At 67.0% G+C, this 15550-nt stretch carries 13 protein-coding genes and 1 pseudogene; 10 read left to right on the forward strand and 4 right to left on the reverse strand.

Features of this window, described 5'->3' with window-relative positions:
• The 5 genes and pseudogenes from ACLF3M_RS26440 (at position 1) to ACLF3M_RS26460 (ending at position 4566) form a co-directional block, all read left to right on the forward strand.
• Complete coding sequence (locus ACLF3M_RS26440) at positions 1-1941, forward strand: acyl CoA:acetate/3-ketoacid CoA transferase (RefSeq protein WP_430659993.1); 1941 nt, start codon at positions 1-3, stop codon at positions 1939-1941.
• 21 nt (positions 1942-1962) lie between these two features.
• Entirely contained in the window at positions 1963-2379 is a 417-nt protein-coding gene (locus ACLF3M_RS26445; protein WP_430659994.1) for a phasin family protein, read from the forward strand.
• 204 nt (positions 2380-2583) lie between these two features.
• Positions 2584-3510 (forward strand): alpha/beta fold hydrolase, encoded by a 927-nt coding sequence (locus ACLF3M_RS26450; protein WP_430659995.1) that lies wholly within the window; start codon positions 2584-2586, stop codon positions 3508-3510.
• A 425-nt stretch (positions 3511-3935) separates the two neighbouring features.
• Positions 3936-4193, forward strand: a pseudogene (locus ACLF3M_RS26455) (hypothetical protein); the annotation flags it as partial.
• A 1-nt stretch (position 4194) separates the two neighbouring features.
• On the forward strand, positions 4195-4566 hold the full coding sequence (locus tag ACLF3M_RS26460; RefSeq protein WP_430660005.1) for a hypothetical protein: 372 nt from the start codon (positions 4195-4197) through the stop codon (positions 4564-4566).
• A 128-nt stretch (positions 4567-4694) separates the two neighbouring features.
• On the opposite strand, the gene ACLF3M_RS26465 is transcribed toward ACLF3M_RS26460, so the two are convergent.
• Positions 4695-5678: a Bug family tripartite tricarboxylate transporter substrate binding protein gene (locus ACLF3M_RS26465; protein WP_430659996.1), complete on the reverse strand. Its 984-nt coding sequence runs from the start codon at positions 5676-5678 to the stop codon at positions 4695-4697.
• A 95-nt stretch (positions 5679-5773) separates the two neighbouring features.
• Entirely contained in the window at positions 5774-6487 is a 714-nt protein-coding gene (locus ACLF3M_RS26470) for a FadR/GntR family transcriptional regulator (RefSeq protein WP_430659997.1), read from the reverse strand.
• A gap of 180 nt (positions 6488-6667) precedes the next feature.
• Between ACLF3M_RS26470 and ACLF3M_RS26475 the strand changes: the two genes are divergently transcribed.
• The 3 genes from ACLF3M_RS26475 to ACLF3M_RS26485 all read left to right on the forward strand — a co-directional run bounded on the left by ACLF3M_RS26475 (position 6668) and on the right by ACLF3M_RS26485 (position 8787).
• The gene (locus ACLF3M_RS26475; RefSeq protein ID WP_430659998.1) at positions 6668-7675 is read left to right on the forward strand and encodes a 4-hydroxythreonine-4-phosphate dehydrogenase PdxA; all 1008 of its coding nucleotides are present in this window, start codon (positions 6668-6670) and stop codon (positions 7673-7675) included.
• Positions 7676-8134: 459 nt separating this feature from the next.
• Positions 8135-8287: a hypothetical protein gene (locus ACLF3M_RS26480; RefSeq protein WP_430659999.1), complete on the forward strand. Its 153-nt coding sequence runs from the start codon at positions 8135-8137 to the stop codon at positions 8285-8287.
• 197 nt (positions 8288-8484) lie between these two features.
• Positions 8485-8787: a hypothetical protein gene (locus ACLF3M_RS26485; RefSeq protein ID WP_430660000.1), complete on the forward strand. Its 303-nt coding sequence runs from the start codon at positions 8485-8487 to the stop codon at positions 8785-8787.
• Positions 8788-8898: 111 nt separating this feature from the next.
• Here the strand turns inward: ACLF3M_RS26485 and ACLF3M_RS26490 are convergent, their stop codons facing one another.
• Positions 8899-10383, reverse strand: coding sequence for a DUF6538 domain-containing protein (locus ACLF3M_RS26490; protein WP_430660004.1), 1485 nt, complete (start codon positions 10381-10383; stop codon positions 8899-8901).
• Positions 10384-10778: 395 nt separating this feature from the next.
• Between ACLF3M_RS26490 and ACLF3M_RS26495 the strand changes: the two genes are divergently transcribed.
• Together ACLF3M_RS26495 and ACLF3M_RS26500 are read left to right on the forward strand one after the other, a co-directional pair.
• Positions 10779-11174, forward strand: a complete 396-nt coding sequence (locus ACLF3M_RS26495; RefSeq protein ID WP_430660001.1) for a hypothetical protein — start codon at positions 10779-10781, stop codon at positions 11172-11174.
• A gap of 1891 nt (positions 11175-13065) precedes the next feature.
• On the forward strand, positions 13066-13278 hold the full coding sequence (locus ACLF3M_RS26500; protein WP_430660002.1) for a hypothetical protein: 213 nt from the start codon (positions 13066-13068) through the stop codon (positions 13276-13278).
• A gap of 569 nt (positions 13279-13847) precedes the next feature.
• Here the strand turns inward: ACLF3M_RS26500 and ACLF3M_RS26505 are convergent.
• Positions 13848-15245, reverse strand: a complete 1398-nt coding sequence (locus tag ACLF3M_RS26505; RefSeq protein WP_430660003.1) for a hypothetical protein — start codon at positions 15243-15245, stop codon at positions 13848-13850.
• Positions 15246-15550: the final 305 nt, after the last annotated feature.

Below are 15550 nucleotides of genomic sequence, written 5' to 3' on the forward strand. Positions count from 1 at the left end.
ATGCGCAACAAGATCGTCTCGGCGGCAGAAGCCGCGGCCATCATCCGCGCCGGCGACACCGTGTCCATCTCCGGCTTCGTCGGCATCGGCACGCCCGACGAATTGCTGCTGACGCTGGAGCGCCGCTTCCTCGACAGCGGCGAGCCGGAGGGCCTGACCCTCGTCTTCGCCGCCGCACCCGGGGACGGCAAGGAACGCGGGCTGAACCGGCTTGCCCATGACGGGCTGGTGAAGCGCGCCATCGGCGGCCACTGGTCGCTGGTGCCCAAGCTCGGCCGGATGGCGATCGAGAACCGGATCGAGGCGTACAACCTGCCGCTCGGCTGCATCTCGCAACTCTACCGCGACATCGCGGGGCGCCGCGCCGGCCTGCTATCCCGCGTCGGGCTGCGCACCTTCGTCGATCCCCGGCAGGATGGCGGCCGGCTGAACAGCCGCACGACTGAGGACCTGGTGGAGTTGCTGACGATCGGCGGGCAGGAATGGCTGTTCTACCGGGCCTTCCCGATCAACGTCGCGCTGATCCGCGGCACCACGGCCGACATCGCCGGCAATATCACGATGGAGCGCGAGGCGCTCACGCTGGACAACCTTTCGGCCGCGATGGCGGCGAAGAATTCCGGCGGTTTCGTCATCGCCCAGGTGGAGCGGATCGCAGCCGCCGGCTCGCTCGACCCGCGTCTCGTGCAGGTGCCCGGCGTTCTGGTGGATTGCGTCGTGCTGGCCGGGCCCGAGAACCACCATCAGACCTATGCGACGCCGCACAGCGCCGCCTTCTCCGGCCAGCTCCGCGTGCCGATGGACCGGCTGGAGCCGATGGCGCTCGACGAGCGCAAGATCGTCGCCCGCCGCGCCGCGATGGAACTGCCGCCGGGGGGCGTCGTCAACCTCGGAATCGGCATGCCGGAAGGCGTGGCGGCGGTCGCGGCCGAGGAACGCGTGCTGCAATACCTCACGCTGACCGCCGAGCCCGGCATCATCGGCGGGATGCCGCAGAGCGGGCTCAATTTCGGCGCCGCGCTGAACCCCGAGGCGGTGATCCAGCAGAACCAGCAATTCGATTTCTATGACGGCGGCGGCCTCGACCTGGCCTGCCTTGGCATGGCCCAGGCGGATGCCGAGGGCAACGTGAATGTCAGCCGCTTCGGCCCGAAGCTCGCCGGCGCCGGCGGCTTCATCAATATCAGCCAGAACGCCCGGAAGCTGGTCTTCGCCGGCACCTTCACGGCGGGCGGGCTCGCGGTCGCGGTCGAGGACGGGGTGCTGCGCATCGTAACGGAGGGAAAGTCGCGGAAGTTCGTCTCCGCCGTGGAGCAGGTGACCTTTAGCGGCAGCTACGCGGCGGAGGCGGGCCAGCCGGTCTTCTACGTCACCGAGCGCTGCGTCTTCCGTCGCACGCCGGAGGGGATGGAGCTGACGGAGGTAGCCCCCGGCATCGATATCGAGCGCGACATCCTCGCCCACATGGACTTCGTGCCGGTCATCCGCACGCCGCGCCCGATGGACCCTCGGCTGTTCCGGGACGAGCCGATGGCCCTGGAGCAGACGCTGCTCGGACGCGCGCTCGCCGACCGGATCAGCTACGACGCGGAGCGCAACACGCTCTTCATCAACTACGAGGGCTTCCAGATCCGCAGCACCGACGACGTCGAGCTGGTCCGGCGGGAGGTGGAGAACCGCTGCCGGGCGATCGGCCGGCGCGTCGCGGTGATCGTCTGCTACGACAGCTTCCATCTGGAGCCGCGCGTCAGCGACGCCTTCTTCTCCATGATTACCTACCTGCAGGGCCGCTACTACAGCTCCGCCTCCCGCTACACGACGAGCGCCTTCATGCGCCTCAAGCTCGGCGCCGGCCTCGCCGAGCGCGCCCTTGCACCGCATGTGTTCGAGACCTTGAACGAGGCGCAGGTCTTCGCCGAGCGTGAAGCAGCCGAACCCTGACGAGATACCGAGGAGCCGATCATGACCGAGATGTCGCAGACGCCTTTCAACGCCGAGCAGATCAAGAAGGTGATGGAGCGCTTCCAGATGCCCGGCATCGACGTCCAGGCGCTGGTTGCCGGCCAGCGGAAGAACATCGAGGCCTTCGCCACTGCCAACCGGATCGCGGCTGATGGCGCCGCCGCTGTCTCTCGCCACCAGCTGGAGTTGTTCGAGGCCGCCGTCGAGCGGATTGCCGCGATGGCACAGGACCAGAAGATGACGGCGGAGCAGCAACGACAGATGGTCGCCAAGGCGTTCGAGCTCGCCGTGGATAAGGCACGGGAACTCGCGGAACTGAGCCGCAAGGCGTCGGTGGATGTCTACGAGGTGATGCGCACGCGGATGCTGGAGAGTATTGAGGAGATGCGCCAAGCTGCGCAACGCAAGCCCGGCTGAGACCGGGCCTCAGCCGTGCTTCCAGACCGTCACGCGGCAACGAGACCCATTTGCAGCGCTATCGGTCAGCCCGTGCCCGGCAAGGGTGATTGACATGAAGCTCGTCATCATCGGCCCAGCGGGTGCGGGCAAGGGCACGCATGCCAAGCGACCCGAAGCCGGAAACGTGCTGTATGGGGCGCGGCGCACGGCGTCACGAACCGTATGAGTTCGGCCGCGAACCGTCTTGATGCTTCGTCGCAGGCGCGTGCTGCCGAAGCGATCCTGCCCCGGCACCGCCATGTCCTTGGTGTCTCGCGCCACGCGTTCCACCGTATCGCATACACCGAATGGGGTGCGCCGGATGCGGCCCATGTCGCTGTCTGCGTCCATGGGCTGAGCCGGCAGGGCCGCGACTTCGACTTTCTGGCGCGGGCCCTCGCGCGACGTGGCTACCGGGTCATCTGCCCCGACCTGCCGGGGCGCGGCCGCAGTGACTGGCTTGCCAACGCTGACGATTATGGCCTGCCGCAATACTGCTCCGACATGGCGACAGTGCTCGCCGCCACCGGCGCGGCCTCCGTAGATTGGATCGGCACCTCGCTCGGAGGATTGATCGGGCTGGTGGTGGCAGGCATGCCCGGCAACATCGTCCGGCGGCTGGTGATCAACGACATCGGCCCCTATGTCGCCTGGTCGGCCTTGAGCCGCATCGGCAGCTATCTTCGCGTCATGCCTTCGCGGTTTCGCGACCTGGTCGAGGCAGAGGCGCATTTCCGCACGACTCTCGCGCCCTTCGGAAACCTGGGGCAGGCCGAATGGGACCACTTGGTCCAGCATAGCATCACGGCAGAGCCGGATGGGCGCTATCGCCTGCTTTGTGATCCGGGCATCGCGCGGTCCTTCCGCCCAGGGCTGCTCTACAACCTGAGCCTTTGGCGGTATTGGGACGCGATACGCTGTCGCGTGCTGCTGCTGCGCGGCGTGGATTCGGACTTGCTCATGCCGGAAACGGCGCGCGAGATGACCCAACGCGGCCCTCGAGCAATGCTGGTCGAGGTGCCGGGCTGCGGCCACGCTCCGCCTCTGCTTGCCGGCGACCAGATCGCGACGGTCGTGGAATGGGTGACCGCGGAGAACGGGCCGGACTGATCGGTCTGGACCGTCGCGGCGAGCATGCCGGCCGTCGCACTTGCTCGACGGCCCGCTCCGCGCAGCTCCGGCTTCTCGCCGGCCGGCGATCGCGGCCATCCGTCGTTTGACCGCTTCCGGTCGGGATACCGAACCCGCGACATCCAGGCGGAGCTGTGAGGTCGAGAGAATCTTCTGGTCGTTCTGGCCTCCGGGTTCCGAGGCGCGAACGAACGGAAGCTCGATTTCGTAGTCCCGGAATGATGATGCGGGACGTGGCAGAAAGGCTTGAACTGCTGACCAACAGGACGCTGGCCACTGCGCCTGCTTGTCGCCTACGAGGCCGCCTCTGAATGGCGTCGGAATGTCTCAAAAGGGCGCAGGGCGTGTGAAAACGCCGGACCGCAACAGCGACTTGCAACTTGGCTTCGCCGCGGCGCGCTGTTTTGAATCGGTATTGCGAGGTATTTGCGGCCCCTGGCGGCTCGCCGGACACGGGGGTCGACGCAGGTGACCTCCTGAACGGCGATGCCGGCAACAATATCATCTATGACAACCAGGACGCCGATACGCTGTATGGCGACGCGGGCGACGGCTGGCTGGCCGGCGGCGACAGCGGCGCGGGCACGACCGGAAGCGGACCCAGGATCGACGGCGCCGACCTCGTCTTCGGGGAAGCCGGCCTGGACACGCTCATTGGTGACGATGGCGCTGACACGCTGGATGGCGGCAGCGAGGGCGATTCGCTCCTCGGCGGGACGGGCGGGGATTTCCTGGCGGGCGGCGGGCGCCGACACGCTGGAAGGCGGCGACGAGACCGACCAGCTCGACGGCGGCACCGATCCTGCGCTTCCTCAGCGAATGGGACAGCCTGCTGTGGCCGTTGGTGGCGACCGACAGCAACCACATGCGCACGCTCTCGCTTGGCCTGACCATGATGCAGGGCGATCGCTACGGCACCGACGTGCCGCAACTCATCGCGGCGGCGACGCTGGCGTCGCGCCCGTCATCCTGGTCTACGCCGTGCTGCAGCGCCTCTTCATCACGAGCATGGCGTCCGCCGGCCTCAAACAATAGGCGCAGCTCGCAACGCGGGGCGTCGGCGCTTCCTCTTGCTGCGGCCCGGCGAAGGCGGGGGGCAGCGCGGATCGCCCGCCCGCGGCAAGAGGAGGCGTACACAGCGGCTGCGCCCGCAGCCTGGCCCGTCATTCCGGCTGCACGCCCGCGGCACGCAGGAGGCGCGTGTTGGTCTCGATGCCATCCCGGACCAGCGCCATCACCTGCGCGCTGCTCTCGAAGCCTGCGCGCGGGGCGACGCCGGTCATCTCGTTCACGCGTGCGGCCGACTGCTGGATGGCCAGGCGGAAGGCATCGCCCAGCGCTGCCAGCGCCGCAGACGGCGTGCGCTTCGGCGCCACGATCGGGAAGAACTCCTCATGGATCACGCCGGGCATGCCCGCCTGCGGGGCGCTGGGCACGTCGGGCAGGGCCGGGCTCCGCTCTTCCGCCAGCACGGCGAGGGCACGCAGCGCGCCGCCGCGCACCTGTCCGATCGCGGAGGCCATGGTGGGCGTGCCGAACTGCGCCTCGCCCGAGACCAGCGCGGCGACGCTGGGTCCGCCGCCGCGATAGTGCACCGTCTCGGCCTCCACGTTCATGCGGGCCATCAGCACCAGGCCACCGATATGCGGGCCGCTGCCGGGACCGGCCGAGGAATAGTTGAGCCGACCGGGATTGGCGCGCAGCAGCGCCAGCAGTTCCTGCGCCGTGCGCACCTGGACGGCGGGATTGACCACGAGCAGGTGCGGCGAGAAGCCGGCCACCGCCACGCCGTCGAAATCGCCGAGCGTGTCATAGGGCACGTTCGCGACGACCGCCGGCACCGTGGCGAGCGAGCTGTTGATCAGCAGCGTGTACCCGTCGGCCGGCGCGCGCGCCGCCGCCTCGCTGCCGATGACGCTGCCCGCGCCGGCGCGGTTCTCGATGACGACGGGCTGCCCCAGGATCTGGCTGGCGGGCTCGGCGATGATGCGGGCGAGGATATCGTTGGAGCCGCCGGGAGCGGCGGCCACGATCAGGCGCACCGGCCGGGTAGGCCGCCAGCCGGCGGTACCCTGGGCCTGCGCGAGCGTTGGCATCGCCAGACCGCCGAGGGCCAGGGCAAGGGTTGAGCGGCGATCGAGCTTCATGGACGTCTCCCCGGTCATGCTCTTCGGCAGGACCACTTCACCTTGTCGTTGACGAGAACGCCAGCCTTGCCCGCGCCTCGCTGCCAGCACCGCTCTCACGCGGCGGTCCTGCTTCTCGTGTTGTGCCTGGCGGCCCGGCCGATGCGGTCGAGGTGCAGGCGCATCGCCTCCGCGGCCGCCTCCGGGTCGCGCGCGTCGACGGCGGCGGCGATCCGCCGGTGGTCGAGCCAGGACCGGCGCATGGCCCCCGGCGCGGCGAGAGCCTGGTGGCTGAGGTCCGAGGACTGGCCATGGACCTCGGCTAGCAGCGCGGCGAGCAGCCGGTTGCCACCGGCGCGCTGCAACGTCGCGTGGAACTCCGAGCCGGCGATGTGAAAGGCGGCGGCGTCGTCCAGCGCGCGGCCCTGCGCCTCGACGAGGGCCAGCAGGCGCGCGCGGATCTGCGCGCCCGCATGGCGCGCCGCCTCCCGCGCCGCTTCGACCTCGAGCACCATGCGCGCGCCATGCACCTCCTCCGGCGTGTAGCGCGCGGCGACGGCCGGCCGGGCGAACCAGCTCGCCGCGGGCAACACGCGTGACCGCGCACCTTGCGCGACCTCGACGAGGCCGCGCGCCGCCAGCGCCTGAATCGCCCCGCGCACCGTCTCGCGGCTGACATCGAGCTGCGCGGCAAGGTCGCGTTCGCCCGGCAGCACGTCGTCCGGGCGCAGCAGGCCGGACAGGATCATGCCGGCAAGCCGGTCCGTGATCTGTTCGCGCATGGTGCGCTTCGAGACGGCGGACTGCAGCAGGGCGAGGCTGTCGCGCATGGCGGGCAGCCTAACAGCGCGGCGTGGCCCAGGTCTACTGGTCCGGTGACCGGGCCTGTTGACAAGTCTGGCGACCCTCGTGCAGCGTTCTGCGACACCCCTTCGCCGCCCTCGACCGCCCGGCCCGTCGTGACTGGGCCGCTGCGAGGCGGCGAGCAACCCGGCCGGAGAACCGCCCGCATGACGCCCCGCCTCGCCCTCGTCCTCGGCGATCCCGCCGGGATCGGGCCGGAGATCATGGCCAGGCTGCTGGCCAACGAGGCGAACCGCGCTAAGGCCGCGCTGCTGCTGGTGGCCGACCCGGAGGAACTGGCGGATGGCATGCGGATCGCGGGCGTGGACGTGCCGGTCACCCGCGGGAACGATCCCGCTGCCCTCGCGCCGGGCCGCATCGTCCTTCACGAGGTGCGACGCCGCGCGCCGGTCCCGCGCGGCAGGTCCAGCGCGGAGGGCGGCGCGCATGCGATGGACGTGCTGCACGAATGCCTGGCCCTCGCCCAGGCCGGCACGGTGGACGGCATCTGCTTCGCACCGCTCAACAAGGCGTCGCTCCATATGGCGGGGATAGGCCATCCGGACGAGCTTCATTGGTTCGCGGAGGTGCTGAACCACAAGGGCGCGCACAGCGAGTTCAACGTGCTCGACGGTCTCTGGACCTGCCGCGTCACGAGCCACGTCGCGCTGCGCGCGGTGGCGGACCTTATCACCCCGGAGAAGGTGATCGGCGCCGTCGCGCTGATCCGCGATGCGCTGGTCCAGGCGGGGATCGAGCGGCCGCGCATCGCGGTCTGCGGGCTCAATCCCCACAACGGCGACAACGGCGCCTTCGGCCGCGAGGAGATCGATGTGATCGGCCCCGCGCTCGAGGAAGCGCGGCGCCGTGGCCTGCCCTGCGAGGGGCCTTATCCCGCCGACACCATCTTTCTGCGCGCGCAGCCCAGGGCCGATGGCACGCGCGACGTGGACGCGATCGTCACGATGTACCACGACCAGGGGCAGATCGCGATGAAGCTCATGGGCTTCTGGCGCGGCGTCACGGTCGCTGGCGGCCTGCCCGTGCCGATCGCGACCTGCGCCCACGGCACGGGTTTCGACATTCAGGGCAAGGGCATCGCCCGCGTCGGCGCGCTGCAGGCCGCCTTCGACCTGGCCTGCGCGATGGGCGCACGGCGCCGCCGGGTTGCCTGACGACGCGGGCGGCGTGAACCCATGGCGGATCTGTCGAATGCAGCGATCGGGGCAGCGGACGCAATGAGGGCGCCCCGCCATCGCTGGCGGAGCGCCCTCTGTCACGTTGCCTATTTCCCGATCGGCCTGGACCTGCCTGACCGCCGGTGCCGGCTCGCACTGCCCTCCATTCCATCCCTGGCGCGCTCAGCTCACCACGCGGGATCCTCGACACCTCGCTCCGCAACGTCTCGGCGGATGACGGTCGGCCATGGCTGCCCCGACATGCGGCGGCACCACGTCCGGCTTCATAATCGTCAGCGCCAATTCTAACGCCAATTGCCCCTGCATCTGCAGCGGGCGTGCGGTGTGAGGCTCTTCGGCGGACCCCGGCGATGCCGGCCGCCAACTTATGCGGTGCCGCACCGGCTCGTGGCGGGCTCGTCCGGCCCTGATCGGGAGATCTAGGCGGGACAGGTCGTGCGGGCGCGCCCGCCGGCCATCCGCGTGCTGTTCAGGAAGATCTGGTGGGAGCACATGCGGCATGCCGAGCGGCGGCGCCGCGACTGTCACGTCACCATGGATTGGTGCGCGACCTTAACATTCAAGCCGGAGCTGATGATGCCGATGTAGTGGCGGCAGGCCGCAGGTCTCCTTCGGCGTCCGTCGAGATTGGAGATGACGCCCTCATCCGGCCAAGGGACGTCGCGAACTGGCTGAGCGCGGCGCGGTGCTCTGGGCTGAGTGCCGTGATGTCGGGAGCCCGTGCGCGGCTGGGCTCCCGATGCCGGTCCGCCCCGTCCACACAAGCAACCCATGCCTCGTCCTGCGTGCTCTTGCATGAAGTTCTCGATCGAGATGGTGATGGCGCGAACGTCAGGCTGCTCGGCCGCGGCGGCAGCGTTGCAAGCGCCGTCCCGGCGGTGGCGCAGCTGGGGCTGGCCATCCAGACGATCGAGCGGAAGGCCCTCGGCAGGGAAAAACGCGGCTCGGTCGAAGCCCGCCGCGCTGACGCAGATCGCCGGCGCGGCGCGCGCCAGGGCTGCGGAGCACGGGGCCATGAAGTCGAAATGGCCCGCGCGTTCGACGATATGCACCTCGGGTGGGCGCGGCAGCATGATGTTCCGCTGTAGCCGTCGCCAACGCCAATGCGCCGGCTCCATCGCGACCAACCAAGCGTCATCGCGCCGCGATGCCACAACCGCCGTGTCGAACGCCCAGGTCCAGCTAGGAATCAGGTGGGGTTAGCGTGCGTGCCGGGAGCGGTGATCGGATCCGAGACAGCTCACGGTAAAGGCGGGACAGTGCCTCGCCCCGTATGCCGTAATGCCGCCCAGTCGTTTCCGAGCGTGACCGAGGATTGCATCGCGCACATCTTCAGACACCTCGGCCGCCCGCAGTTCGTCTTCCATTCGGTGACGCCACGAATGGTTCGGCGCCTTGCGGGCATCGGTGATGCCGACGCTCCTCCGCACCCAGCTGCTGACCGCGTTCCAGCCCCGCCCGCCGCGGCGGCCGTACTTATCTACCTCCTTGTCGGGAAAGAGCGGAGCGCCGGCTTCGACGGTCAGGGCATAAGCGACGAAGCCCTCTGCGACCAGGGCGGGGTGGACCGGCACGTTGCGCGGCATCCCGGTCTTCACGCTGTTGCCCTTGGTGTGCTCGTGGATCGCGAGCGTCCAGATACCGCTGTCCGGGTCCTCGCGCAGATCGTCACGCCCGAGCTGCAACACCTCGCCCACCCGCATGCCGGTGAACGCCATGACCCAATGCGCCCAACGCAGCGTCGGCAGTGTCTCCGACCGGGCGCGCAGCAGGATCGCGGCCGCATCGTCGTCTGAGTACGGAAGCGGGCTGTGCGGCTTGCTCTTGGGCAAGCGCAACCCGTCGGTCGGATCCATTGGCAGTCGCTCATCCGCAACCGCGCGCTTGAAGACTTGGCCGACGAGCGACAACCGGTTGTTCCAGGTGTTGTTGGTCAACCCGTGCGCCGTCTTGAGGTGATCCCGCCAGGACCGCAAGTCGTCGCGGGTCACACGGCCCGCATCGTCGTGGCCAAGGAAGTCGGCCAGCATCCGCAACATGCTGCGGGTCTCGTCCACCGTGCGTGCGTTCGTCGCGGTCACAGCCTTCCAGGCCGACCAGATCGCGTCGAACGACGGCCCATCGGTTGAGTGAACGGCAACACACGCGGGCGGCGGCGGAACCGCCGGCAGCTGCTGGCGAACCGCCGCGAGCGGGTTCAGAGGGTGCGCGGCGGCGAGGGCGGTCAGGTCCTCGCGGAGATAGGTCGCATTGACCACCGGCACCATCGCGTTGAGGAGCAGCGGGAACGTGTCCGCCGTCGCCGTGATGCCCGCCAGCTCGAGCGCCTCGATCGCGTGCACCTCGACGCGGCCCCACATGCGCGCAAGCCGCTCGGGTGTGTGGCATTCCGGTATGACGAGCGGCTCGAAGACGTCGCTGTCCTCTCCACCCGTATGGAGGGGCGCGCCGTGGTCGATGCTGGCCGCCCATGCCGCAGCGAGACCAAGAGCGCGTTCAGCGGTCACGCTCTCGCGCTTCATCTCCCGCTCCCAGGCCCCGATCTGGGTGTCCCAGCGCGCGAGTTCGGCAGGCCACTTCGCCCGCGCCTCGCGAGGGCAGCGCGTGCCGAGGCTGCGCTTGACGTGGGTGCGGCCGGCCACCGCTTTGAGCCGGTTCGGCACCTGCGCGTAGAAGTAGAAAATCCCGCTATTGGGATGCTTCCAAGGGGGTCAGCATGCGGAGTGGGGGCACCGGTCTGTATACCCGGGCTGTATACCTGCCAGCCGCCTCCAACCGCTGATTTGCTGCGATATTCCACAAAAACCGACACTTAGGCCGGTTGTGGTGCCGGGTGAGGGATACGACTGCCCGGTGACCTACATCAGCAAAAACAGGGACCTCGGCGAAGTCCAGGGACCACCGGTGTACCAAGTGGTGGTCCAGAAAGGCAAGCAGTTTGGTCAAAGAAGTCGGGCGCGGATGCGCGTCTGTACTGCGCCTTGACCTGTTGACTTCAGGCGGCGTCTGATCGCGACGGCGAAACGACGCTTGGCGCTGACCAGCGCTGCCTGAGATGCGCATAGAGAGGGACGGTGCTTTGACCGTGGACTACTGGGGAAAGCCCCAGGTCGCCGACGGGGTCCTGAAGATCCTTCCTGAGGACGACAGCGACGGCCGGTATGCTGATGCGAAGGCAAAGGCTCTCGCTGAAGAACTCGGCGAGAAGGCCCAGAGCGCGTCGCGGGACGCCAAGGTCTGTGGCTTTGCCGTCGCTCTGACAGCGCTTTCCTACCCTCTCTGGAACGGCCCGTGGTTCGACTGGCACCACGGCAACACGGAGGTCATCGTCACCGTCTCCTGTCGGCTGCTTCTGTTCGCCGTTGCACGCGCAATGCTTGCTTGTCGGAAGGCCTCTGACGCGCAGTTCCGGGTCATCCTGCGCTACTTGGAGAGGCCACTCGAAGGCCGCATCGTCCCGGAGCGGCGGCGATGACCAAGTGCGCCATCTGCGGCAAGCGGAAGTGCGTGTACTCCAGCACCAAGCATCTCCTGGCTTCCTTCGACCTCACTTTCGACGGTCAGGGTTTGCACGGTGCAGGGCTGGGCGGTGGCGCAATGTACGGCATTTCCGAGATCGGACGGCTGCTCGGCGGCATCCAGCTTGCTCGGGTTCTGGCCTGGAAGCGAGGCGGTGCAAGGGGGACGCACCGGGGTGGATCGCTGACCGTGCCGACCTCAAGGCGCGCCAGCTGCTCTGGGAGAACGGGCGAGCGCGAACCTTGTGCGCGGAAAACCGCCCTCAGGATGCCGACGGGCTCCGGAGATCTTCAGGAAGCGGTCGCCGTCTGACCAACGCAGTTCGCGTACATCGTGGATCAAATGAGATGTCGGGGACAGTCATTCTGCCGGATGGCCTCGTTCCTCGTTTCCGAGTGGCCCGGACGACCGCGATGCGTTCGGACAGCGAGAACTGCGACCGCCCTCGATGGAGTGCTTGCACGTTTTCTCTTCACGCATTCAGCGCGAGACGAGTTGCTCGCACGCCTGACGGTCACCAGTAAAGCAGTATCCGCCAGCAGCGTAAGATGAGAACGGGTTGAAGTTCCCAGTAAACCCTAATCTCCGACAGTATTCGCCTTTATGTCCACTCCGCCATCCCAAACTTCTCATATCAACGACGCGTTGACACTGAGGCGCTGGAGGCCGCATGGCGCCCGGGTTCGTGGGCGTCGTGGAAGGCGTGGGCGTCGCGGAAGGCGTGGGCGTCGCGGAAGGCGTGGGCGTCGCGGAAGGCGTTGGCGTCGCGGAAGGCGCAGGAGATGGACTATTTGGCGCGCCGGGAGGAACAGGCGAGGTGGCAGCGTTAGAAGGTGAAACCGTAGCAACGCGGCGCAGACTGTAGCGAGGCCTGTTTGTATCGGCGACCAAGTCACGCGGAACTACTCGGGTTTGATAATCTGGATGACTGATCTGTAATCTCGCGTGCCCCCCGGACGCTGTCGGCGGGAGATCGATGGAGAAAAAACCTCCTGCAGTCGTTATTGGCTCATACGTGGTGTGAAGATCGGGTGTCTCTAAAATGACGTGCAACTTCGCACCAACAATCCCTTGTTCTGTCTGCTCGTCAAAGACGAGGCCTGACCAACGAAAAAAAGAGCTGCTAGGGCTAAATACAGCTATGGCTACACATCCAACAATACCAGCCAGAAGACTGTACCGCAATCTACTTATTGGTTTTCTTGTAGATCTTCCGAGAGACAAATACATGACTACTAAAAGCAAAGATAACGCGACCATGAACTCGAAAGTTGAACCAATGCTTGGAAATAGACCCAGTATCTGCTCGTAGAGCGACTGCACCGGTCAACCTCCCGAAGCCAACGGCGCAACGTTATCAGAAAGCGAGCCGTGCTGTCAGTTGGAGAATGTCCGTGTCGTGCCACCGCGCGGTCGTGGACGACAGAAAAGGGGCCCACCAGTGCGCGAACCCCTGTGGGCGTTGAGTTCACCAACGTCTGCGACACTGTCAGCGGTGGTCAGGTACTGGTCGGTGCTTCCCGGCCCTCCTTGCCCACCACGCCCCACAGCCGTTTGCCGGGGAAAACACCGGCCACCTCTGTGCTTCGGCCCCACAATGCACAAAGGAAAATGGCTTGGTGTCACTCAGCATAGTTAGCGCCATGGAACAGTCAGGCAGGCTTCTCGAAGTTTGATGTTGGCCCGCGCGCGGTATCTCTACAAAAATCATTGCACGACAGATGTTGTCGCCGCAGGAGGCTCAGCTTGATCCACCGAACATCAACTCGACAGTACGGCAAACACGGGAAGGCGACGTTCGCATGACCCGGCGTACTCCTGCCCGCCCCGTCCCGGCCCCGGAGAGCATGGACGTGTTCGAGGCCGCCAGCGCCATCATCACGCAGGCTGCGAAGGCTCGGCTCACGCTGCGCAAGGCCAAGGACCCGAAGAAGCGCCAGGCCGCCACTGACAGGCTCGCCGCCCTCTCGGAGGAGTACGCGAAGTTGCGACCCGCCGCACTGCCGCTGATGCAGTACATGGAGCAGGTGTACGATGATGTGGCGCCGTCCCAGCGGTGATGGCCAATCGTAGTCGATGCATGCGTCGCGCTCCCCAATCTGCGTCGAAAATCGGATGCGCTGCCCCCGCTGCTACTCCCATGCCTTGAGACTGGGCGGTCCACGAAATCGCTTCAGACTGCGGGAGTTTTCAGTCTTCGCGACGATGGATCTCATGAGGTCGCCAAGACGACGAAAAAGGCCCACCCGGATGTCTCCAGGTGGGCCAGTGATCTTCGGTGAAGCGCCGATGCTCGGCTCTCTTCATCGCGGCGCGTTAGAGCGTCACAGAGTGGAAGATCCGCTATCCTCCGCTGAGGTACGATCCGTGTCTGCGCTGGCGCCGTAGAACGGGTTCACCCCCATCCGGTATGGCCAGAGAGGGCAGCTGACAAGCGCACAGCGACGCACCTCGGAAGGCACGTTTCCCGCGCAGTCCAGGCAGTTTCTACGGATCACCTTCACCAGTGGCATCTTCGCATGTCCGAGGGCCTCCATCTCGGAAATGCTCAAAGTTCGCGGGTCTTTTCCGATGGGCTGGCCGAGTTCGTCCCGGCTCTTGTGGTGGGGCTTCAGCGGTGCGTCGAGCATCAGGCGCCCTCCACGCCCCGCTTCACACGGATGACCGGCGTGATCCCGGCCTCTGCGCGATACCCGGCCACCAGGGCTTCCCTGGCGCGCTTCTGGTGCCGCTCCTGGACGATGATCCCGTCGTGGAGCGGAAGAGCGAGGATGCCCTCTCCCTGGAGGCGGAAGGCGGCTCCAAGGACCGCCCTGGCCTCGATGGCGGCGAAGGCGTGCCACGTCAGTTCCATGCGCGTCGGAACACCGAGTAGCGCGGAGGGGTCATCGAGGAACGGGTAGGCTTCCAGCAGGGCCGTCCTGGCGTGTGTGGGCTTCAGACCGTTGAACTGCTCAGGGTCCTCGTCCCTTGCCCACCTGACCGGCGTCTGCCCCCCGCTGCCGAGGTACTGCTTCAGCCAGGTCTTCCCGGTCTCGCGGTTGATCCCAGGCAGCGCGTAGAGGTCCTCGCGATCCGGCAGAGGCATCCCTGCCATCCCGTGGAGGATCGTCAGCGAGGACGCATGGACATCGAGTTCGATCACCGGCTCGCCGTTGATGGTCATGGACGCCCTGGTCTCGGCCCACGGATACCGCGTGCTGTCGGGCTTCGGCAGGTGCTGGTAGCTGGGTGACCGGTCGTAGAGGCGACCATGGTAGTCGAGGCTCTCCGTGAAGACGCGCTGGAACACCGGGCGATGGACGTCACGGCATCCAGGCGCACCACTCTCGATCTGGAAGCCAGCGACGAACGCGTTGAAGCCCGCGACCTGCGCCGAGGTCAGTCGAGCAGCTTGGGTGTCCGGGACAGGCATGACCTCGTCACCGAAGCGGCTGCGGATCTCCACGGTGGGCCTTGCCTTCTGACCAGCGTCCTCGGTGCGGGAGAAGTGTTTCCTCGCTTGCCGCCAGGACACGCCATGCTCCAGTGCCATGCGGAACAGGGTGGCGGTGGGGCGGTACTTCGTGGATACCGTGAGGCCGTCGGGTAGACGGTACCCCGGCTTCTCCTCGATGAACTCAGCGCGTCGCAGCGCCCCACGGACGGCCTGGAAGATGTCGGAGCCGAGCGGGGCACCTGTGAAGAAGACCGGAGAGGTCGGGTGCATGGACCACTCTCCGTGCCGCGCATGGAGCAACAGGTCGCCCACGAAGGCCTCTAGGACCTGCCCCTCGGTCATCTTCGGGGGACGTCCACGCTTCCGTGGCTTGGTCGCGGTGTCGGCGCCGGGTTCTGGGTAGTCCAGGCCGAGTTCTGCACTGAGTGCCCAGCAGAGAGCCTTCGCCTCAGGGGAGGTGGGCCTGGCTGCCCAGGTGACGGGTCGGTGGTTCCAGAGGCCCGGGTAGACGGGGAGTTCGACGGAGGCCTCGGAGGTCGCAGGGAGACGCAGGACATCCTCGGGGAGGTCCTGGAGATTTTCGTTCATGTATTGGGCTTTGAGTTGTCCTGGAGACATCAAGGAGATCCATGGACGAGCATGGACATCCTGGTGATCCAGGCGGTCATGGTGAGCAGTGTTGCCACTGCCGACTTCTGATGAGATCAGACCTGGAGCCGAGCCTTGGTCCTAGGTGAGCCAAGGCGTCACTGAGCAGGCCTTCGCCAGCGTCTCTGAACGACTACCCGGGAGACAGTGCCAGGGACGCCGAGGGGCTCATGGCTGATCTCATGAACAACCGGACGCCCTTGCCCCGGCCACATGGCGGGGGCCTGGGAGCGCGTGTTGTTCTT

It is taken from the genome of Falsiroseomonas sp. HW251, assembly GCF_050563545.1.
Lineage (GTDB): Bacteria > Pseudomonadota > Alphaproteobacteria > Acetobacterales > Acetobacteraceae > Falsiroseomonas.